The sequence below is a fragment of the Clostridium sp. 1001283B150225_161107_B6 genome (genome assembly GCF_015556325.1).
GTDB lineage: Bacteria > Bacillota > Clostridia > Lachnospirales > Lachnospiraceae > Enterocloster.
The window spans coordinates 486,538-505,691 of record NZ_JADNMD010000003.1 but is presented as its reverse complement, the minus strand read 5'-3'; the positions used below and the strand labels follow the sequence as shown (position 1 = coordinate 505,691).

The window sequence follows — 19,154 nt, the reverse complement described above, 5'->3', positions numbered from 1 at the left end:
TTACTCTTCAATTACCTGGATTTCCAAAAAATCAAAGTCAATGGATTCTATAAAATTATCCTGGGTAAACCGTACCTTATCATGAAGCTGGAATTCCTTAACAGAAGATTCCAGCCAGATTGGTTTTTCCAGGTCAAACTCATAGCAGATAGAATCCAAAGAGTCAAATACCATCTGGGTCCTGGACCGTGAGTAGTCAGTCATGACTGCCACCGTGTCCTTGACCAGATGGTTGTCTTTCATAAGTTTTCCCCACATTCTGAACATAGTGCTTCTCCTTTTGCAAGTCTGTTACATTGGCTTCTGATGTTTTAGTATAACATCTAATCCGATGTTTTAAAAGTCATTTTTAAACTCAATGCCGGCTGTGACTGTATCCGTCATATTTCGGCCATATTTGAATTTTTTGTAACATCCCTTGCCCGTGGGGACTATTTGTAGTAAGCTATACGTAATAACAAACGTTCCCATAAGGAGGAAATGCAGGTGGGACAGGCAATTACGGATTATGTAAAGTTCCTGGCAGATGCCAGGGATGCGGTGTACCGTCTTAACTGTGACCAGAATACGGCCGGCCAGCTGGCGGATGAAGAAGAGAAAAAAGAACGGGAGCTTGAAACTGCCGGAAAGGCTGTATCCGATTCCGTGAACCAGACCGTTAAAAAGCGTTTGGATGAGATTAATTCCAGCTATGACAAGGAGATTGGAAAAGGCCAGGAACGTCTTAAGAAAGCCAGGGCAAAACGGGAGAAGGCCAAGAGCCAGGGGATGAAGGAACGGATTGCCGAGGAGACCAGCGAACTGCGGGAACACAACAGGGACCTGAAGGTCCAGCTGAGGACATTGTTCCAGAAGAACCGGGTGCCTGCCTGGTGCGGGACTACATTTTATTATGCCTTGTACTATCCCAGAGGATTTAAGGAAATACTGATATTCCTGCTTACCCTGATAATCTGCTTTTTGGGAATTCCCTGCGGCATTTATTTTCTGATTCCCCAGAGGATTATCTGGTATCTGGCGGCTGTGTATTTTGTGGACGTCCTGTTGTTCGGCGGCCTTTATGTGATGATTGGAAACAGGACCAGGCTCCGTCACCAGGACACGCTTAAAAGGGGACGGGATATCCGCAATGTTCTGAGGTCCAACCAGAAGAAGATAAAGGTGATTACCAGAACCATTCAGAAGGATGGGAACGAGGATATATACGACCTTGAAAAGTATGACGATGAGATTGCCTGTGTGGAGCAGGAGCTGTCGGAAATAGCTTCCAGGAAAAAGGATGCCCTGAGCACCTTTGAGAATGTGACAAAGACTATCATAACAGATGAAATCATAGCCAGCCATAAGGATACAATGGACAGGCTCAGGCAGGAGCTGGACGAGGTGTCCGCGAACCTGCGGAGCCTGGAGAGCAGCATTAAGGAGCAGAATATACGCATTACAGACACCTATGGACCATACCTGGGAAGGGAATTCCTGCAGCCGGATAAACTGGCGCAGCTTTCACGGCTTATACAGGATGGTTCGGCGTCCAACATTACGGAGGCTATTAAGGTGTACCGGGATGCAGGACAGGCTGAGGGCAGAGGATAGGCTTGTGACGGCTTGTCAGTATAAAAATACGGACTCTTCGGAGTCCGTATTTTGTTTCGCGCATAAGGAAGGAGCCGCTGCGCCATAGAGAATCACCCATCTATTTTGCCGCAGCCCCATATTTCTTGAGCCAGTGCCCTCAGACGCTCTATGCCTGAAGGGATGATGGCGGCACGGCAATGCTATTGATTCCGGGAAAATACCTGCTTTCCGTCAATAAATACAGAGAGGATATTGGTTTCGATTTCAAAGGGATTTCCGTCAGTGATTACAATATCCGCATCCTTTCCCACTTCCAGGGAGCCTACCCGGTGGGCCACTCCAATATGTTCAGCAGGATGAATCGTGATGGCTTTCAGCGCCTCAAACTCATCCATCCCAGCCTTCACAGCCAGACCCGCGCAAAGAGTAAGATACTTCTGGGGGATAAAGGGAGCATCCGTAATGATGGAAACATGGCAGCCGCTGGCCGCCAGTACGCCGGGCGTATCCCAGGTCTTGTTTCTCAGTTCAAACTTCGTGGCATGACCCAGGGTGGGCCCCACGGCCAGCATCACATTTTCCTGAGCCAGTTCTTCTGCAACCAGGTGACCTTCCGTAACATGTTCCAGTGTAATATTGACATCAAATTCCCTGGCGATGCGCAGAGCGGTAAAAAAGTCATTTGCCTGATGGGCGTGGGCCTTCAGAGGAATTTCCTTCCGGAGAACCGGCAGCATGGCCTGGAGCTTCATATCAAAGGGAGGACGGGCTGCCATATCATCTCCGGCCCTGTCCAGCCTGGCTTCATACTCCCTGGCTCTGAAAAGAACCTCTCTCAGGCGGGCGGCAGTGGTCATGCGGCTGGAATTCCCCTTTTCCTGGTAGCAGCGCTTCGGATTCTCACCAAAGGCGCATTTCATGGCAGCCTCCTCTTTAAGACACATCTGCTCCACCCTGCATCCAACGGGTTTGATGGCAGCAAAGGTGCCCCCCAGAACATTTGCACTGCCCGGGCCCACGCAGAGGGTTGTAACACCGGCATTTCGTGCTTCCGCCAAGGTTTCATCCCTGGGTTCAATGGCGTCTATGGCGCGAAGCTGGGGGGAAATGATGTCCCCCAGTTCATTATAGTCATGTCCCTCGTAGCCAATGCCGTATCCGGACAGACCGGTATGGGCATGCGCTTCTACAAAGCCGGGATAAATCTCTGCCCCGGCTGCATCATATACTTCTGCGCCATCCCGGACAATATCCGGCTCAATCTTTATAATCCTTTTGTTATCCACCAGAATATCAGCCATAAAAGGAGTCCGGCGGACGGCATTGTGAATAAGTCCATTTTTAATCAGCAGCATAGTGATTTCCTCCTGCCCTTTCTCATTATTATTTAATTCTGCCGGTTATCCGGCACAGAAAAGACCAAATATATTTGTTACAGATACATTCTCAGCCACCGGAGAATTTCGCTGTAGTAGCGGTCCCGTGCCAGAGGCGTTCCTCTGCCTGCAAGGCCGTGATGTTGGCCGGGGAACACGCATAATCTGGCTGGCACATCATGAACCTTTAGGGCGGTGAAGAGCATCTGGCCCTGGGAGAGGTGACTGCGGCGGTCATTTTCGCCGTGGAGCAGCAAGGTGGGCGTTTTCATGGAAGGGATGCGGCTGAGAGGAGAACGCGTCCACAGTTTGGCGGTTTGCCGGAAAGCACAGGCTTTCATCTGTTTTTCGGCAAATTCAATGCCGTAATCACTGGTTGATACCATGGAAACACAGTTGGAAATGACCCCATCGCAGACTGCAGCTCTGAAACGGTCACATTTCCCCGTGGCTGTTGCAGCCAGATAAGCTCCGTAGCCAGTGCCAATCACAGCCATACGGCTGGAATCAATCTCAGGACAGGCGTCCAGAGCCGCATCCAGGAAACGGATAAGACCGTTGTAGTCATAATCGCCCCAGTGTCCGTCCAGCTTTGAAAAATCTTCGCCATACCCCATGCTGCCGGGCAGGTTGGCAAACAGTACAACATAGCCGTTTTGGGCAAGCAGCTGCATTCCAAAGTGGTATACTTCACCAAATGCCTGCTGAGGACCGTCGTGAAGAAATAAAACCGCAGGACAAGTCTTTTCATCTGTTTCCTCCCGTAGTGCCCAGCCCTGAATACCATGGCAGGGGATTTCCACCATGGGGTGGCAGGGAAGCAGGTCCTCATTGTGAAGGCTTGAAACCTTCTGCTCTCCATCCTTCAGGATATAGACCTCCGGACAGGCTCCCCTGCGCAGACCGGCAAAGGCAATACGTCCGGCACGGACGTCCAGCTGGTTAATGCTGCCCGGGTCAAGGGTCAAGGGCAGCGGTTCACCTCCGGCAGCCAGCTTATAAATCTGGGAGGACCCCTTCTCTGTGGCGGCAAAATAGAGATTATCACCATCCGCACAAAAAGTCTTTTCCTGCAGGCAGACATCGGAAACAATGTAATTGCCAACCGCAATTCCGGATGCATACAGGATTCCGGCATTGCCGGTGTGCAGGGAAACCTGCATCAGGGCAGGAGCAGCATCCGCCTCACTGCCAATACCAGCCGCGTAAAAAAACGCATAATTGCTGCCTAAAGCAAGATGTTTGATTTCCCCATGGTTTTTACAGAGGACCCGGTCTTCTCCGTCCCAATAGTGAATCTCATTTGCAGCACCGGCAAGGATTCCGGGAGTATAGCCGGCATAGACCAGACAGCATAAATCTGCCGATACAATACGGACATCCATGCCCTCCGGAGAGATACGTTTCAACCGGCCATCGCAGGAGCAAAGAAAAAGCTGGCGGCGAATCTTGGCCCGGTATCCCACGCCGTCCTCCCAAAGGGGAAATTCATCCAGGATGGTCCACGCTCCATCCTCCCCGGCCTTTTCTTCCGTAATCGGACGGCGGGCTGAGATGAGAAGCCGCCCGGAAACCCAGCCTTCAATTCTGGCGGAAAAGGGGATTTCCCACACAGTCTCCTCCAAACCGTTCTTCAGGGACAGAAGTGCGCACTGCGTGCTGTCTCCATTGGGACGTGCAACCGCCAGTGTGGCTTCATCCACCCAGGCAAAGCTTGTAATCCCGGATACTCCAAGGGGATAAGACTGGGCAAAGTCACTGATATGTATGTGTGTTTCATAGTTATTTTCTGCTTCGCAGGGAGTATGGACAAGGAACGCGCAGCGGCCTGCCCCGGGAGAAATGCGCAGATTCGATATGTTGTGCAGACTTAATATTTCAGGGTGCTTCATGCCTTTCTTTCTCCTTTCAGGTATTTATCCATCCAGTTTGTGATTTCTGTCAGGCGTTTAATCCGGCAGCGGGGCTTGCCGGCACGGGACAGTTCATGGTTTTCACCATGGAACAGGCACATACGCACCGGGGTGCCTGCCAGCACTGCACCGGTATAAACAGGCATCATTTCACTCAGAGGGCAGCGGCGGTCTTCATCAGAATGGATGAAGAGGATGGGTGTCTTAATATTCATGGCATATTTTCCGGGGGAATGGTTCCAGGCATTTGCAGCATCGTACAGCGGTGAAGGGGGGAACTGCTCACTGGTGCCCCAGAAACCACTGTCGCAGGCACCATAATGCACCATCCAGTCACCGATGCTGCGCTGGCTTGCCGCAGCAGCAAACCGGTCTGTATGGCCTGCAATCCAATTGGTCAGGAAGCCTCCATAGGAGCCGCCGGTGACGCCCACCCTGCTTCGGTCGATTTGGGGATATACTTCCAAAACATGGTCGGTAAATTCCATCAAATCATCATAGTCCAGGGTACCGTTGATGCCGGAGATGGCAGAATAGGCATCTCCATGACCGTCGCTTCCCCTGGGATTACAGAAGAATACAAAGTACCCCTGATTGGCCCAAAGCTGCATCTCATGGTAGAAAACCATACCATAGCAGGCCTTGGGACCGCCATGGATGTCCAGAATAGCAGGGTAAGTACAGTTTTCATCATAATCTGCAGGAGGAATTACCCAGCCGGTTATGGTAATGCCGTCATGATTTTGGAAATAACAGGGGATGGGTGTGCAGACTCTGTGGCTGTCCGTATAGTCCTGGTTGAAATGTGTCAGTCTGGTTTCCTGACCCGTGGCCAGATTAAACGTATACAGCTCCTGCAGGCCCATGCCCCGCATTCCGACGAAAACAGCCTTATCTCCCTTGATGTCAAAACAGTCTACGGACCCTTCCTGGCTGCTTATCTGTCGGAAGCTGCCGCCGGATGTTACCTGAAACAGGTGGCTGGATTCAAAATGTGCTGAGGTGAAGTATACGCTGCTGCCGGAACACAGGCAGGTGGTGCCGGTTCCATAGCGGCAGTCGGAGCCGATGCCCAGTCCTCCTACATAGTGGTCAGGATAGCAGAGCTCAGATACTTCTCCGGTGGCAAGATTCAGTGTATAGAATGTGGGATTTTCATTGCTGTCATGGTTTCCCTTTGTACCGGCAAACAGCAGGTTCTGTCCCATCATGGAGGCGAAGTACAGGCGGTAGATATTGGGCTCCACAACCATGCGTCCGGTTTCGGTGGAAATGTCATACAGATAAACACTGCCCCTGATTCCACGGACATCTGTATACTCATGTCCATGGCAGACGATTTTCAGCTCCTTCATACACAGACTGTAGCCCATGGTTTCAAAGTGGGGAGGAGTAATCTGCCGGAGTGAGCTGGTAATCCGGTCAAACAAATACAGGCTGCTGCGGCTGCCGGAGGTGTACCCCACGCCATTGTAATGGGCAGGCAGCTCCTCCAGGACCACGCAGATTTTTTCCGTCAGCAGGCCCTTTGCTTCCTCATTTACATAGCTGGCAGCCTCCACAAGCCAGAGACTATCCGTTATGGGCTGAATGGCCCTGACCTGTATGGGTATGTTAAATGCCGGACTGAGGCTGCCGTCTGGATTCATTTTAGTGAAGCGGGTTTCGCCGTCAGGCGTGGCATAGAGAAGTGAGCCGTCCAGGGCCCAGCAAAACACCTGTTTCTTGTTGCCGGAAGTCACCTGGACAGTACAGCTGCGGCTTAAATCATATATCCAAAGATTAGAATCATATCCATCCTGGGTCCTGCTGCACTGATGCTTCATAAATGCGGCGCGGGTTCCGTCCAAAGAAAGAGACAGGTTGGAAAGGCTTTGAAATTGCAGAATATCGGTAGGCCCTATAGGAATGGAATGATGTTCAGTGTTCTTGTTCATCATGAAAAACCTCCTGGGTGGACATTGGGATTATAACGCGTATTCCTGCTCTGTAACGCAACAGAAAAGGGCTGTTTTGATATGTGGCATCAAAACCGCCCTTTTGTATAGAGCCGTGTTATTTCCCAAAACAACGGTTTCCCGGACAATGCCGGAGCAAATTCTGAGTCATATCAGAGAGATAATATTAGGCGTTGCTGCGGGCCTTTTTGTCAACCATTGCAGCCAGGTAGCCAAAGACCATCCACCATTCAGGGCCGGCCTCTTCCAGAATACGGTCAATCACGCGGTTGGAATTCTCCAAATCGCCGGTGATATAGTAATAGTTGGAGATGGCATACAGCCGGGTAAACTTATCCTTGCAGTCAGGCATATTACACTGAGCCTCGGTATCCTCAGGGGAAACCCAGCCCTTGAACATGCGAAGTGTGCTAAAGTAGGCTTCGCGGCTTGCCTCAAATTGTGTCTCCTTTGTTATAGGCGCCAAAATCTTCTCAGCTTCTTCCTTGCGGCCCAGACGCATCAGAGTAGACCAGTACCATCCGGTGGTAGTGATAATGTCATCGCCGCGGGCCAGGCCGTAGCAGGTCTGGTAGGCGTCTGCCGCTTTTTCGTATTCACCCAGCAGATAGTGGGACAGTGCCAGCAGATACCAGGCCTCCCAGATTTCATGGATATCAACTGTGTTGGGAACCAGTCTGGTAGACATAATAAAGTCAGAGCAGGCTTCCTGGAATTCCCAGCAGGACAGATGCCGGTGTGCGCGGTTGCGGTATGCCAGCCAGTTAAAAGGCTCCAGGCACAGGGCTTTGGAATAGGACTCTACCGCTTCCCGCATCAGGTTCTGCTCTACCAGGGCCAGACCGCGCTTAATCCAAAGATCCGCATTCTCAGGATTCTGGGCCAGCTGCATATTCAGATTCAGGACCTTCTCAGACAGTTCAATGTTGGTTCGTACAGGGTTTGCTACTTGATTCTCACTGCGTACCATATTATTCATCCTCCTATTAATAAACTGATAATTATAATCCTGCCGTGGGTCACAGCACCGACGTTCCTGTGGCTTTGCCTCGTACAGATATATCATGATTATATTTTACATCGCGTTCCAGGGAAGATGAACGGAAAATCTTTTGGTATCGTTTAATATTTTACAAAATTCCTAAAAAAACTTCCGGTCCTGCTGTGCTACATACGGTTGGTATTTGCGGAGGATTGGGCTCTGAATTGAGAAGGAGTGATTCCTTCTGTTTTACGGAAGACCTGCGAAAAGTATTTTTCATCATCATAGCCTATGCAGTAGGCAATTTCGTAGACCTTCATGGTTGTGCCGCATAAAAGCTCTTTTGCTTTCTGGATTCTCACAGACTGCACATAGTTGATAAAGGTGGTTCCCAGAATTCTGGAAAACAGGCTGCTCAGATAGGGGGACGAGAGCTCGATTTCATTGGCAACACTGTCCAGAGAGAGATTTTCCTTATAGTGGGCCTGAATATACTGAACTGCCTTGTTTACATAAATACGGGAAACATCCCCGGACTCAAGCAGCGAGAGTGCATCCAGCACAACGGATGTCAGAGTCCGGTGGATTTCCTGGGAAATATTCCCGCCGGAGCTATCCAAATCCTCAAAATATGGAGATGAAAAACAGCTTCCGCGTTCCAGCAGGAACCGGCAAACCTCTACATAAAGGATGACCGCGCAATTCAGCCGGCTCTCAGTATCACTGTTTAATTCACACAGACAGTTCCAGAAACAGTCAAGCTCCGCAAGAACACCTTCTTTTGTACCAACTTTCAAGCACTCCAGCAGGCGGTGTTCTTCCCGGGAAGGATAGTGAAGCAGTGAAAAGTCGATGGCATTGCCGGACAATGAGTTTTTCCTGCCGCCAGGAGCCGGAGCCTCCGGGTAACTGCTGCGGATAAGCTCAAGGTGCTTGATGGATTTTTGGATAGCCATTATCACATCGTCAGGGCGGAAGGGCTTTAACAAGTATTCTACCGCCGCCAGGCTGATTGCCCTCCGGGCAAATTCGAAGTCATCGTATCCGCTCATTATAATAAAGGCAGGAGAAATCAGGTTCTCTGAACGAATCTTTTCGAGAACATCAAGGCCGGTCATTCCAGGCATCTGGATATCAATTAAGACAATATCCGGACGCATGGAGTTTATAAGATTATAGGCGGTGAAACCATCGGAGGCCTCTCCGACCACGGTGATTCCGTAGGTTTCCCAGTCAATAAAACTGACCATAATCTGTCGGGTTTCTTCTTCATCGTCAATAATTGCCAATCTAAGCATTGGAAGCGCTCCTTTCATCTATCTCTTTTACAGGAAGAATAAGCTCAATGGTGGTCCCGTGGTCACTGCGGATACGGAAAGTAAAATCGCTTCCATATACAAGTGTAAGCCGGTCATAAATGTTTTTAACCGCAAAGCGGCTGCTCTTATTGGGTTTCAGACCATCCTCCGCTGAAGCCGGGATTACTTCGTTAGGTAAATACCGAAGGATGTCCGGGGGAATTCCACAGCCGTTATCCTGAATCATAAAGTGTAGCGACGTTCCATCCTCCGACAGGGAGACAGACAGCGAAATCACCAGATTGAGGGAAGCGTCCTTTGCCATTCCATGGACAATGGAATTTTCAACCAGAGGCTGAAGAATCAGCTTTGGAATCTGGCAGCCAAGGACATCCTCATTAAAATCAATATGATAGTCTATTTTTTTGCCCAGACGGTATTGCTGCAGGGATAAATAGTAGTTGACCAGGTCAAGCTCCTGCTTCACTGAAATAATGCTCTTGCCGCGGCTCAGGCTGATGCGGAATACCTGAGCCATGGAATAGGCGATGTCCGCAATCTCCTTGTTCCCTCCCTTGAGCGCCTGCCACTGGATTGCATTGAGCATATTGTAGAGAAAATGGGGATTAATCTGCGCCTGCATCAGCGCGAGTTCCGCATCCTTATTTTTTAAGCGCAAATCATATTCCGATATCCGTAGACGTTCATTATCCAAAACCATGTCATTGAAGGCTTTTCCCAGCAGGCCAATCTCATCCGTATATTTAAACTGAACTTTTACATTACGCTGCCCCTCTGCAAATTGCTGGATGGATTTTGTCAGGCTCACCAGAGGTTTTGTAATCATTTTGGAAACCAGTATAATCGACGGGAAGAGGCTGAGAATATACAGAAACAAACCCGCTAATATATAGCTGTATACGACATCAATCCCAAAGGCGAACGGGGTATGGCGGTATAGGAAGAACGCCACAAAATCAGTGGAAGGAATGGCCTGATAGCTGACCCGATACCTGCCGCTGCTTAAATCAGCGGTATAAAGGCCTGTATCGCTGCCAAAGGAGTTGCTGGATAACAGCCGGATATCATCCTCATTCAGATTGATATTGGAACGGTTGTATACTACCTGGTCTCGGGAATTGATAATTGCCAGGTTTTCAGACAGCTGCTTTGCGGTTTCGTCAAAGCCAAGGAGGGAGCGGGAATCAATGGTAACCGCCACAGCTCCGATTATATGTACATCGTTACTGTCCCGGACTACCCTCCACAAACACAGCTTGGGGGAAAAATCGTATTTCATAAAACCGCTGTTATTTTGGTCTATATACTCCCATACATAGGTGGCCTGTCCCAATTCCAGCTTCTGGAAGGCGCCGCTGTTTTTTTGATTGATGGGCGCCCGGGAGGTATCCTTCGTGGTATAGTAGATGGCCTCGCCTTCGGCATTATAGAATACGGTGCTGAGAATGATGATTGTAGGGGTTTTGAACCTGGACTCGTCCAGGACTGTTGTCACAGGAAGGCCGGAATTGCTGATGGTCATCATATTCTGGATTTCCGGAGACAGGGCATAATAATCCGCCACACCAATCATATACTGCTGGCGGCTGTTAATGGTAAGAATGGCAACCTTCAGCATCTTGGAGTGCTCCTCTACCAGCCGCTGGTCAGATGCCCGCCCAACGATGCCAAAAAGGAAAAAAGAGAGAAATAAAAAGAGAATGATTACGATTAAGTAAATAAAAACGCTGATTTTTACGGTCAGACTCTGATTCATAAGCCGTTCCATGACGGACAGACTTTTCCGTTTTATTAAATCCTTTTTCATACTGCCCCCCTGTATTTTGTTCACGCTCCGGCATCCAATCTGCTTTTAGCCATTATATACTATGTACATGCTTTTTTGAATAGAAAATGAAAATATTCAACCAAATCATAAAATACTGAGTTTATCTTGCCACTGTTATAATCTACAATTAAGGTGCGTTAATGATACAGGATTTACGTCAATATTATATGCAGAATGAAGGGGGTGAAGATTTGTGCTAAAATATATCTTTAAGCGAATTTTGATGATGATTCCGGTTCTCCTGGGAGTTTTGTTCCTGGTGTTTACCATGAACGAGATTTCTCCCGGAGATCCTGCGGAAATGATTGCCGGTGACGCTGCCTCAGTGGAGGTTGTGGAGCAGATTCGGGAAGACCTGGGACTCAACAAGCCGTTCCCGGTCCGGTTTCTCAATTATACCAAAAATATCGTGCTCCACGGGGATTTGGGTACATCTTACAAAACAAAGCGTCCTGTTTTGGAGGAGGTCATGGACCGGCTGCCTACAACAATACTCTTGTCATTAACAAGCGCGGCATTTGCGGTGATTCTTTCCATTCCCATTGGAATTATCTCCGCCATCAAGCAGAATACCTGGATTGATAATCTGCTGATGGTACTGGCTCTGATTGGTGTGGCAATGCCTGCATTCTGGCAAGGCTTAATGACAATTATTCTGTTCTCCGTTAAGCTGGGATGGTTTCCAAGCTACGGGTTTACAACACCGGCCCACTGGTTTATGCCGGTTCTGACCATCGGTACCGGCGCCATGGCATCGCTAGTCAGGATTACCCGTTCCAGTATGCTGGAGGTTATCCGCCAGGACTACATACGGACTGCCCGGGCAAAAGGCCAGACCGAACGAAAAGTGATTATTTCCCATGCATTAAGAAACTCGATGATTCCAATCATTACAGCGATTGCTATTCAGCTGGGCAGTATGCTGGGCGGCGCCATTGTTACAGAAACGGTTTTTGCAATTCCCGGTATAGGGATGCTGATGATTCAGTCCATTAAAGCCCGTGATTATCCGACTATCCAAGGAGCTGTGGTTGTAATTGCTGTCATGTTCAGTCTTTTGAACCTGCTGGTAGATATTATATACACCTTTGTGGATCCCAGACTGAAATCCATTTACCAGACCAAAAGAAAGATTAAAAACCTCATTGCCCAAAGTGAGACCTGACCGGTTTCTGGCAAATAACACACGCAAAGGAAGGTCTGATTTATGATGAAAGCAACGACCGGGGGAAAACCCCGCAGAGTCACAAAAAAATATGGAACCTCCCAGTGGGGGGAAGCCTGGATTCGTCTGAAACGGGATAAGAAGGCTATGATGGGACTGGTCATTATATGTATTCTGCTGTGCTGTGCGCTGGTTCCGGCTCTTCTGGCTCCCTATGGTTTGGATGAGCAGCGTCCTGCGGAAGCATTACAGTGGCCCAATCTGTGGCATCCTATGGGAACAGACAACTTTGGACGGGATATCTTAAGCCGTATTATATATGGTGCCAGAACATCCATTGTGGTTGGCTTTATCGCTGTTGGATTCGCCTGTATCACCGGCACCCTTTTAGGTGCGGCCGCAGGCTACTACGGCGGTAAGTCAGATAATGTGATTATGCGCTGCATGGATGTTCTGATGGCAATCCCCAGCACCCTGCTGGCAATTTCCATTGCCGCTGCCCTGGGCTCCGGTTTAGTTAACCTGATGATTGCGGCAGGCATCGGTACGATTCCCTCCTATGCCAGGACTGTGCGTGCCTCGGTTCTTACCGTTAAGGACCAGGAATATATTGAAGCCGCGCGTGCCGGCGGCGCCAGCGATTTGCGGATTGTCCTGCGCCATATTCTTCCCAATTGTCTGGCCCCCATCATCGTCCGTTCCACGTTAGGCGTTGCGAGTGCGATTCTGACCTGTGCATCATTGAGCTACATTGGACTGGGTATTCAGCCTCCCACGCCCGAATGGGGCAGTATGCTGAACACCGGTAAGGCGTATCTGCTGAATGAATGGTATATGGCGCTGTTTCCCGGTCTGGCAATTATGATGGTTATTCTGGCGCTGAACCTGCTTGGCGACGGATTGCGGGATGCTCTGGACCCCAGAATGAAACGTTAAGCAGCTGTTAAGCAAGGAGTTGAGACTGATTATGAGCGAAACATTATTAGATATAAAGAATCTTGTGATTCACTATGAAACTGACAGCGGCATTGTGGAAGCTGTTAATGGGATGAATCTGGCCCTGAGCAGGGGACAGTCTCTGGGCCTGGTAGGCGAAACCGGCGCCGGAAAAACCACCACTGCCCTGGGAATCCTGCGGCTTCTGTCCGAGCCTCCCGCCCGGATTATCAGCGGTGAGATTCATTTTGAAGGCCGGGATGTCCTTGCCATGGATAAGGAGACCCTGCGAAAATACCGGGGCAAAAAGGTTTCCATGATTTTTCAGGACCCCATGACCTCCCTGAATCCGGTCATGACAATTGGCGAGCAGGTCATGGAGTCCCTGCAGATTCATGAGCCGCATCTCTCCAGAGAAGAACTTGCGGCAAAGGCCCAGGGAACCTTGGAAAAGGTGGGCATAAGGGTGGAGCGCTTCAACGACTACCCCCATCAGTTTTCCGGCGGAATGAAACAGAGAGTGGTCATTGCCATTGCGCTGTGCTGCAACCCGGAGCTGCTTATTGCCGATGAACCCACCACTGCCCTGGATGTCACGATTCAGGCCCAGGTGCTGGATATGATTCGTACTCTGAGGAATGAACTGCAGACCTCCATGATTCTGATTACCCACGACCTTGGCTTAGTGGTTGAGAATTGTGATGTGGTGGCCATCATCTATGCCGGTGAGATTGTGGAGTATGGGAATCTGGCAGATATTTTTGAGAATGCCAGGCATCCCTACACCGTTGGCCTGTTTGGCTGTATACCAAACATTGACAAAGATGTTCACAGGCTGAAGCCCATTGAAGGCCTGATGCCTGATCCGATGAATCTGCCGGACGGCTGCCCGTTCCATGACCGCTGTGAGCACTGCATGGAGATTTGCAGTAAGGTTAAACCAGCGGAATTGGAAGTCTCTCCAGGCCATATGGTCAAGTGCCATCTTTGTGCCTGCGCAGAAAAGGAGGGATTGGAATGAGTGCGCTACTGGAAATCAGAAACCTGAAAAAATATTTCCATGTGCCTGACGGCTGGCTGCATGCTGTGGATGATGTGTCTTTTACTCTGGAGGCAGGCAAAACCCTGGGAATCGTAGGAGAGTCCGGCTGCGGCAAGTCCACACTGGGCCGTACCATTGTACGTCTGCTGGACACCACCGAAGGAGAAATCTGTTTTGACGGAAAAAAGATTACCAATGCCAGAGGAAAGGAACTGAAAAAACTGCACACGGACATGCAAATCATCTTTCAGGACCCCTTCTCATCCCTGAATCCCCGAATGACCGTTAGGCAGATTATTGCAGAGCCGCTGCGCTGCTGTGAGAAATTACCAGCCAGGGAGATTGATAAACGTGTGGATGAATTGATGGAGCTTGTGGGTTTGGCCAGACGGCTGGCAGGAAGCTATCCTCATGAGTTGGACGGCGGACGCCGTCAGCGTATCGGTATTGCCAGGGCTTTGGCTCTTAACCCAAAGTTTATAGTGTGTGATGAGCCGGTATCCGCGCTGGATGTTTCCATTCAGGCCCAGATTCTGAACCTGATGCAGGATTTGCAGGAGCAGCTTGGGCTGACATACATTTTCATCACCCATGATTTATCCGTTGTCAAGCACATCTCAGATGAAATTATGGTGATGTATCTGGGTCAGGTGGTGGAAAAGTGCGGCTCCGATGAGCTGTTTAAGGACCCGCGCCACCCCTATACCAAAGCTTTGCTTTCCGCAATCCCCATTCCCAGCCTGGGCGTTAAACGAGAAAGGATTTTTCTGAAGGGAGAGCTGACATCTCCCGTTAACCCCAAGCCCGGCTGCCGGTTTGCTCCCCGCTGCCCTTATGCTGACGGGGAATGCTTTAAAAGAAATCCCTCACTGACTGGCGACAGCCTTGGGCATTTTGCTGCCTGCCATCATATTCAGTAAGAAACAAATACAATCTAAGGAGGATTCATTTATGAAAAGGAAATTAGCACTGGTTCTGGCAATGGTCATGGTGCTGGGTTCATTAGCTGGCTGCGGCAGCAAGAACGGCGGTTCCCCGTCTGAGCAGGGGAGTAGTGCTGTGTCCGGCGAGTCTGCCGGGACAAAGGCCGGCGTTGTCATTGAAACAGGCGACAAAATTAATTCCACCTACACAGACAATACGCCTCAGGCGAATCTGCCTGTCACTGCCGTCGAAGACACGCTTACCGTTGCTCTGGCCAGCGAGCCTGCATCCCTGGACATTTTCCAGCTGTCCGACAGCGCCGCCACCCTGGTTTCAAAGGTCCACTGCGAAGGCCTGCTGAGGCGTAATGACGCAACCATGGAATATGAAGGTGTCCTGGCAAAATCCTGGGAGAATCTGGATGATACCACAATCCGGTTCCATCTGAGAGATGACGTTTACTTCCACAACGGAGAAAAGATGACAGCTGAGGATGTTTTGTTCATGTACCAGCGCGGCAATGAGCTGCCGCTGCAAAGCTCCTTCTACAACATGTATGATTTGGAGAAATGTAAGGTTATCGACGACTATACCCTGGACATCGTTACCTTTGAGCCCTTCCCTCCCATGGAGGATTTTATGAGCGACCCTGCGGACTGCGTTCTGAGCAAGAAGGCCATAGAAAGTTCGACTCCGGAGGCCCTTGTCCGGGATTTGAACGGCGCAGGTACAGGGCCCTACAAGTTTGTTGAGTGGATTGCCGGTGACCGCATTGTTTTCGAGCGCAATGAGAATTACTGGGGCGAAAAGCCGGAGTTCAAGAACCTGGTATTCCGTATTATAACCGACTCCACCGCAAGAACCCTGGCGTTCGAGGCCGGTGACGTGGATATCTGCATGCAGCCTCTGACCACCTCCGTGGACTCCCTGCGCCAGAATCCCAACTGCGATATCTGGACCTGCGATACCTTTACCACATCCAACATTGTGTTCAACTGCACGGTCGCTCCGCTGGACAATAAGAAGGTCCGTGAGGCCCTGGCCTATGCGCTTGACCTGGATACCATTGTTGACACTGTTTTCTCCGGCACCGGCAGGAAGCACGACAGCTTCTTCACTCCCCAGAATGAAGGCTACCATCCCGCTGATCCTGAAAAGCATAAAGCCCTGTTGGAGTACAACCCCGAGAAGGCCAAGGAACTGCTGGCCGAGGCAGGTTATCCCGATGGTTTCACCATTAAGCTCTGGACCAACGAAAGCCAGAACCGTATTGACCTTGCGGAAATCCTCCAGAACAACTGGGGCGCTATCGGTGTTAAGGTCGATGTTTCCATTATGGAATTCGCAACGCTGATGGCTGAGTACAGCAAGGGAATCCATGATGTTGTCATCTGCGCCTTTGCCCCCACCGGCAAGGACGGCCAGTTCTACTACCCTTATATGCACTCCACCGGTCCTTTCAGAAGAAACTATGCGGGCATCCGAAATCCGGAAATCGACAAGCTGATGGAAACTGCCCAGAGCAGTCTGGATAAAGAAGAGCGCGCAGCAGACTATGCCAAGGTTATCGACATTTTGCGTGAAGAAGTTTATATGATTCCCCTGCACAACTCAGAGAACATTTTCGGCGTCCGTTCCACCCTGACAAACTTTGAACCGAACCCTGTGAGTCTGCCCCGTCTGGCAATTGTCAAATCGAAATAGCGTTTTATACTGAGTTCAACTTTTATAATAAAATAAAAAACTTTAAGGAGAGATATCAATGGAAATTATTAGACATGATATGTGTAAACACTTTGCAAGGGTAACGGAGTATAATGGTGTTCTGTACTTTACCGGACACATCGCTGCCGGAAAGCAGCCCACCATGACCGAGCAGATGGCTGCCCTGACCCACCGCCTGGATGAGCTGCTGGAACAGTTTGGCTCCGATAAGAACCATATCCTCTATGCAAAGATTGACATCCATGATTGGTCTATGTTTGACGAATTTAATGCTGTTTGGGATGCCTGGTTTGATTCGGGCTGCATGCCTGCCAGAACCACTGCCCAGTCTGTTTTGACCGACGGTTACCTGGTTGAAATCACGCTGACCGCGGCAAAGATTAATAAAGACTAGCTTAAAAAGGGGCCGTTCCTCCATAGATAACTCATGTCTATGGAGCAACGGCTCCTTCCTTGTGCGGGAAAACAGAAAACGGACTCCGGGGAGTCCGCAATACCGCCCAACCGTCTGTGATGGATGATTTTGCCAACGTTTTTCTGCTTTATATGCGTATAAGATGATACTTCACCTGATTTGCCGTCAGCAGCTGTGCCTCCCTCTGGTGGCAGGTAAATACAATAATCTGGTTATCATATGCCTTCACTAGCCATTTTAACGCTGTTTTTAACCTCTCATCATCATACAGCACAAAGCTGTCGTCAAAAATCAGAGGCATGGTATCCCCCCGGCCGTTCTGGACCAGCTTGGCGGCGGCCAGGCGCAGGGCCAGATAAATCTGGTCCATGGTGCCGCTGCTGACCTGTTCTATGGGAACCAGCTTGGACGGCGTGTTCATGAACACGTCTAAGTTTTCGTCAATGCTCATGCTGGTGTAGATTCCCCCGGTGATGCCGGATATCAGGTCAGAAGCCTCCCTGTTCAGGTATAATCCAAAGGAATCGCGGATAGAGGTGGACAGGGTGGTCATGGTGTCCTGGGCCAGGTCGATGGCATCCAGTTCCTCCTGTATGCGTTCATTTTCCGCCAGCACATGTTTCAGGGCCTCAGCCCTTGTCTTGCAGTCGGCCAGATGCTCCAGTTTCTGCTCCAGTTCCCATTGGATACGCTGCTGCTGTTCTATCTCCTGGGAGAACTGGTCCTCGCTGGACTGAAGCTTTCCAATTTCCTCAGACAGCTGCACCAGGGTCTGTTCAGACTGTTCCACTGCCTTGCTGAGACGGAGGAACTCAGCCATCCGGCCCTCCAATGCATTCATGGCCTCCTGGGATATACTGGAATCCCCCAGGTGACGGGCAAATATCTCCTGGAGAAGGCGGGTGCTGGTGTCCAGTTCCTTTCGGAACCGGCGGTTTTTCCCCAGCTTAAGGATTCCGGTGATGCAGCCAGCCAGGGCAATGGCGCCGGATATGCCTGCGGCGGCAGTAAGCGGTACCGGAAGGAGTACAAGGGAGCGGACCAGGTCAGGCGCAGCCAGGCACAGACCTGCGGCTCCTGCAAAGGCCAGGGTAATAAGGAACATGAATACGGCGCAGACAGTCCTGGATTTCTTACTGCAGGCAGCCAGGGTGTTCTGATAGTCGCCGTAAAGCTTTCTGGTGTCCTCCATGTAGCTCTGCACGGATTCCTGGTCAGTAAACTGGCTGTTTAATAGAATCTGCCGCCCCTTGGCGGACTTTTCAAGCAGCCCCTCCTTTTCCTTCTGACAGCTGTCCAGTTGTTTCCTGATTTCACTCTTCTTATTACGGTACTCAATCAGCTGATTGGCATACTGAGGCGCGGATATTTCCTGCTCTGTCTTGCGGATATCCCCCAAAAGAGCAGTATAGCTGCGGGCTGCCTCAGGCACCATCTGATTTTCCAGCTCCCGCCTCTGACTCTTTAAGTAGGCAGTTGCCTTGGTTATGTTGAGGGCAATGCTGCCGGAGGTATTGAGATTGGCGATGTAATTGCGGAGCTCAGCCACCATGCCCCCGTCCGTGGCGCATTTTAACTGACCGATGCTGATGGTGTTGTCGTAGGCTGTTTCCGACAGGCCGCAGCGCAGCTGGTCCAGAAGGGCTCTGGTGGGTTCTGCCTCCCTTCCCAGGGTTTCATTGACAATGGTCAGCTCCTTGTTCTGCTTCTGGAATCTTCTCTGGATACGGTATATCTGTCCTTCGCTTTCCAGCCGCATCCAGCCCTCATAGGTGCCGCTTCCCTTCCAGGGTTCGTACTTGCTGTACACGTCATTCCTGGCCGCCCTGCCCCTCTGTTTCTCAATACCAAAGAGCATTCCCCTGATAAAGGTGTGAAGGGTGGATTTGCCGGCCTCATTCTTGCCGTACACCACATTCAGCCCATCCTTAAAGGAGATATCCAGGTCATGGAATTTACCGAAGCCCTCGATGTGCAGACTTAATATCTTCATGGG

Annotated in this window: 15 protein-coding genes; 7 read left to right on the top strand and 8 right to left on the bottom strand. The window is 50.2% G+C overall.

What is annotated here, in order from left to right; genetic code table 11:
* On the bottom strand, positions 1-267 hold the full coding sequence (locus I2H39_RS10815) for a hypothetical protein (protein WP_138310746.1): 267 nt from the start codon (positions 265-267) through the stop codon (positions 1-3).
* A 219-nt stretch (positions 268-486) separates the two neighbouring features.
* Between I2H39_RS10815 and I2H39_RS10810 the strand changes: the two genes are divergently transcribed.
* Positions 487-1,593 carry a hypothetical protein gene (locus I2H39_RS10810; RefSeq protein ID WP_138310745.1) on the top strand — a complete coding sequence of 369 codons (1,107 nt, stop codon included), beginning with the start codon at positions 487-489 and terminating at the stop codon, positions 1,591-1,593.
* Between the two features lie 182 nt (positions 1,594-1,775).
* Here the strand turns inward: I2H39_RS10810 and I2H39_RS10805 are convergent, their stop codons facing one another.
* From I2H39_RS10805 to I2H39_RS10780, 6 genes are all read right to left on the bottom strand, one after another.
* Positions 1,776-2,930: an amidohydrolase gene (locus I2H39_RS10805; RefSeq protein WP_207739992.1), complete on the bottom strand. Its 1,155-nt coding sequence runs from the start codon at positions 2,928-2,930 to the stop codon at positions 1,776-1,778.
* Between the two features lie 77 nt (positions 2,931-3,007).
* Entirely contained in the window at positions 3,008-4,843 is a 1,836-nt protein-coding gene (locus tag I2H39_RS10800; RefSeq protein ID WP_195626438.1) for a prolyl oligopeptidase family serine peptidase, read from the bottom strand.
* Entirely contained in the window at positions 4,840-6,804 is a 1,965-nt protein-coding gene (locus I2H39_RS10795) for a S9 family peptidase (RefSeq protein WP_195626437.1), read from the bottom strand. The genes I2H39_RS10800 and I2H39_RS10795 overlap by 4 nt, the downstream gene beginning before the upstream one ends.
* Before the next feature lie 184 nt (positions 6,805-6,988).
* Entirely contained in the window at positions 6,989-7,792 is an 804-nt protein-coding gene (locus I2H39_RS10790) for a tetratricopeptide repeat protein (protein WP_195626436.1), read from the bottom strand.
* Positions 7,793-7,989: 197 nt separating this feature from the next.
* Positions 7,990-9,102 (bottom strand): response regulator, encoded by a 1,113-nt coding sequence (locus I2H39_RS10785; RefSeq protein ID WP_138310740.1) that lies wholly within the window; start codon positions 9,100-9,102, stop codon positions 7,990-7,992.
* Positions 9,095-10,930: a sensor histidine kinase gene (locus I2H39_RS10780; RefSeq protein WP_195626435.1), complete on the bottom strand. Its 1,836-nt coding sequence runs from the start codon at positions 10,928-10,930 to the stop codon at positions 9,095-9,097. The genes I2H39_RS10785 and I2H39_RS10780 overlap by 8 nt, the downstream gene beginning before the upstream one ends.
* A 214-nt stretch (positions 10,931-11,144) precedes the next feature.
* On the opposite strand from I2H39_RS10780, the gene I2H39_RS10775 reads away from it, so the two are divergent.
* Genes I2H39_RS10775 through I2H39_RS10750 form a run of 6 tightly spaced genes read left to right on the top strand, consistent with a single transcriptional unit; the run spans position 11,145 to position 17,137 of the window.
* Positions 11,145-12,116 carry an ABC transporter permease gene (locus tag I2H39_RS10775; protein ID WP_138310738.1) on the top strand — a complete coding sequence of 324 codons (972 nt, stop codon included), beginning with the start codon at positions 11,145-11,147 and terminating at the stop codon, positions 12,114-12,116.
* Positions 12,117-12,158: 42 nt separating this feature from the next.
* The gene (locus tag I2H39_RS10770) at positions 12,159-13,052 is read left to right on the top strand and encodes an ABC transporter permease (protein ID WP_138310737.1); all 894 of its coding nucleotides are present in this window, start codon (positions 12,159-12,161) and stop codon (positions 13,050-13,052) included.
* Between the two features lie 31 nt (positions 13,053-13,083).
* Positions 13,084-14,073, top strand: coding sequence for an ABC transporter ATP-binding protein (locus tag I2H39_RS10765; RefSeq protein WP_195626434.1), 990 nt, complete (start codon positions 13,084-13,086; stop codon positions 14,071-14,073).
* A complete protein-coding gene (locus I2H39_RS10760) occupies positions 14,070-15,014 on the top strand; it encodes an oligopeptide/dipeptide ABC transporter ATP-binding protein (RefSeq protein WP_138310735.1) in 945 nt (314 codons plus the stop codon). The genes I2H39_RS10765 and I2H39_RS10760 overlap by 4 nt, the downstream gene beginning before the upstream one ends.
* Before the next feature lie 31 nt (positions 15,015-15,045).
* The gene (locus I2H39_RS10755; protein WP_195626433.1) at positions 15,046-16,722 is read left to right on the top strand and encodes an ABC transporter substrate-binding protein; all 1,677 of its coding nucleotides are present in this window, start codon (positions 15,046-15,048) and stop codon (positions 16,720-16,722) included.
* A 58-nt stretch (positions 16,723-16,780) separates the two neighbouring features.
* Positions 16,781-17,137 (top strand): RidA family protein, encoded by a 357-nt coding sequence (locus tag I2H39_RS10750; RefSeq protein WP_138310733.1) that lies wholly within the window; start codon positions 16,781-16,783, stop codon positions 17,135-17,137.
* Positions 17,138-17,285: 148 nt separating this feature from the next.
* Here the strand turns inward: I2H39_RS10750 and I2H39_RS10745 are convergent, their stop codons facing one another.
* Positions 17,286-19,151, bottom strand: coding sequence for an AAA family ATPase (locus tag I2H39_RS10745; RefSeq protein WP_138310732.1), 1,866 nt, complete (start codon positions 19,149-19,151; stop codon positions 17,286-17,288).
* Between the last annotated feature and the right edge of the window lie 3 nt (positions 19,152-19,154).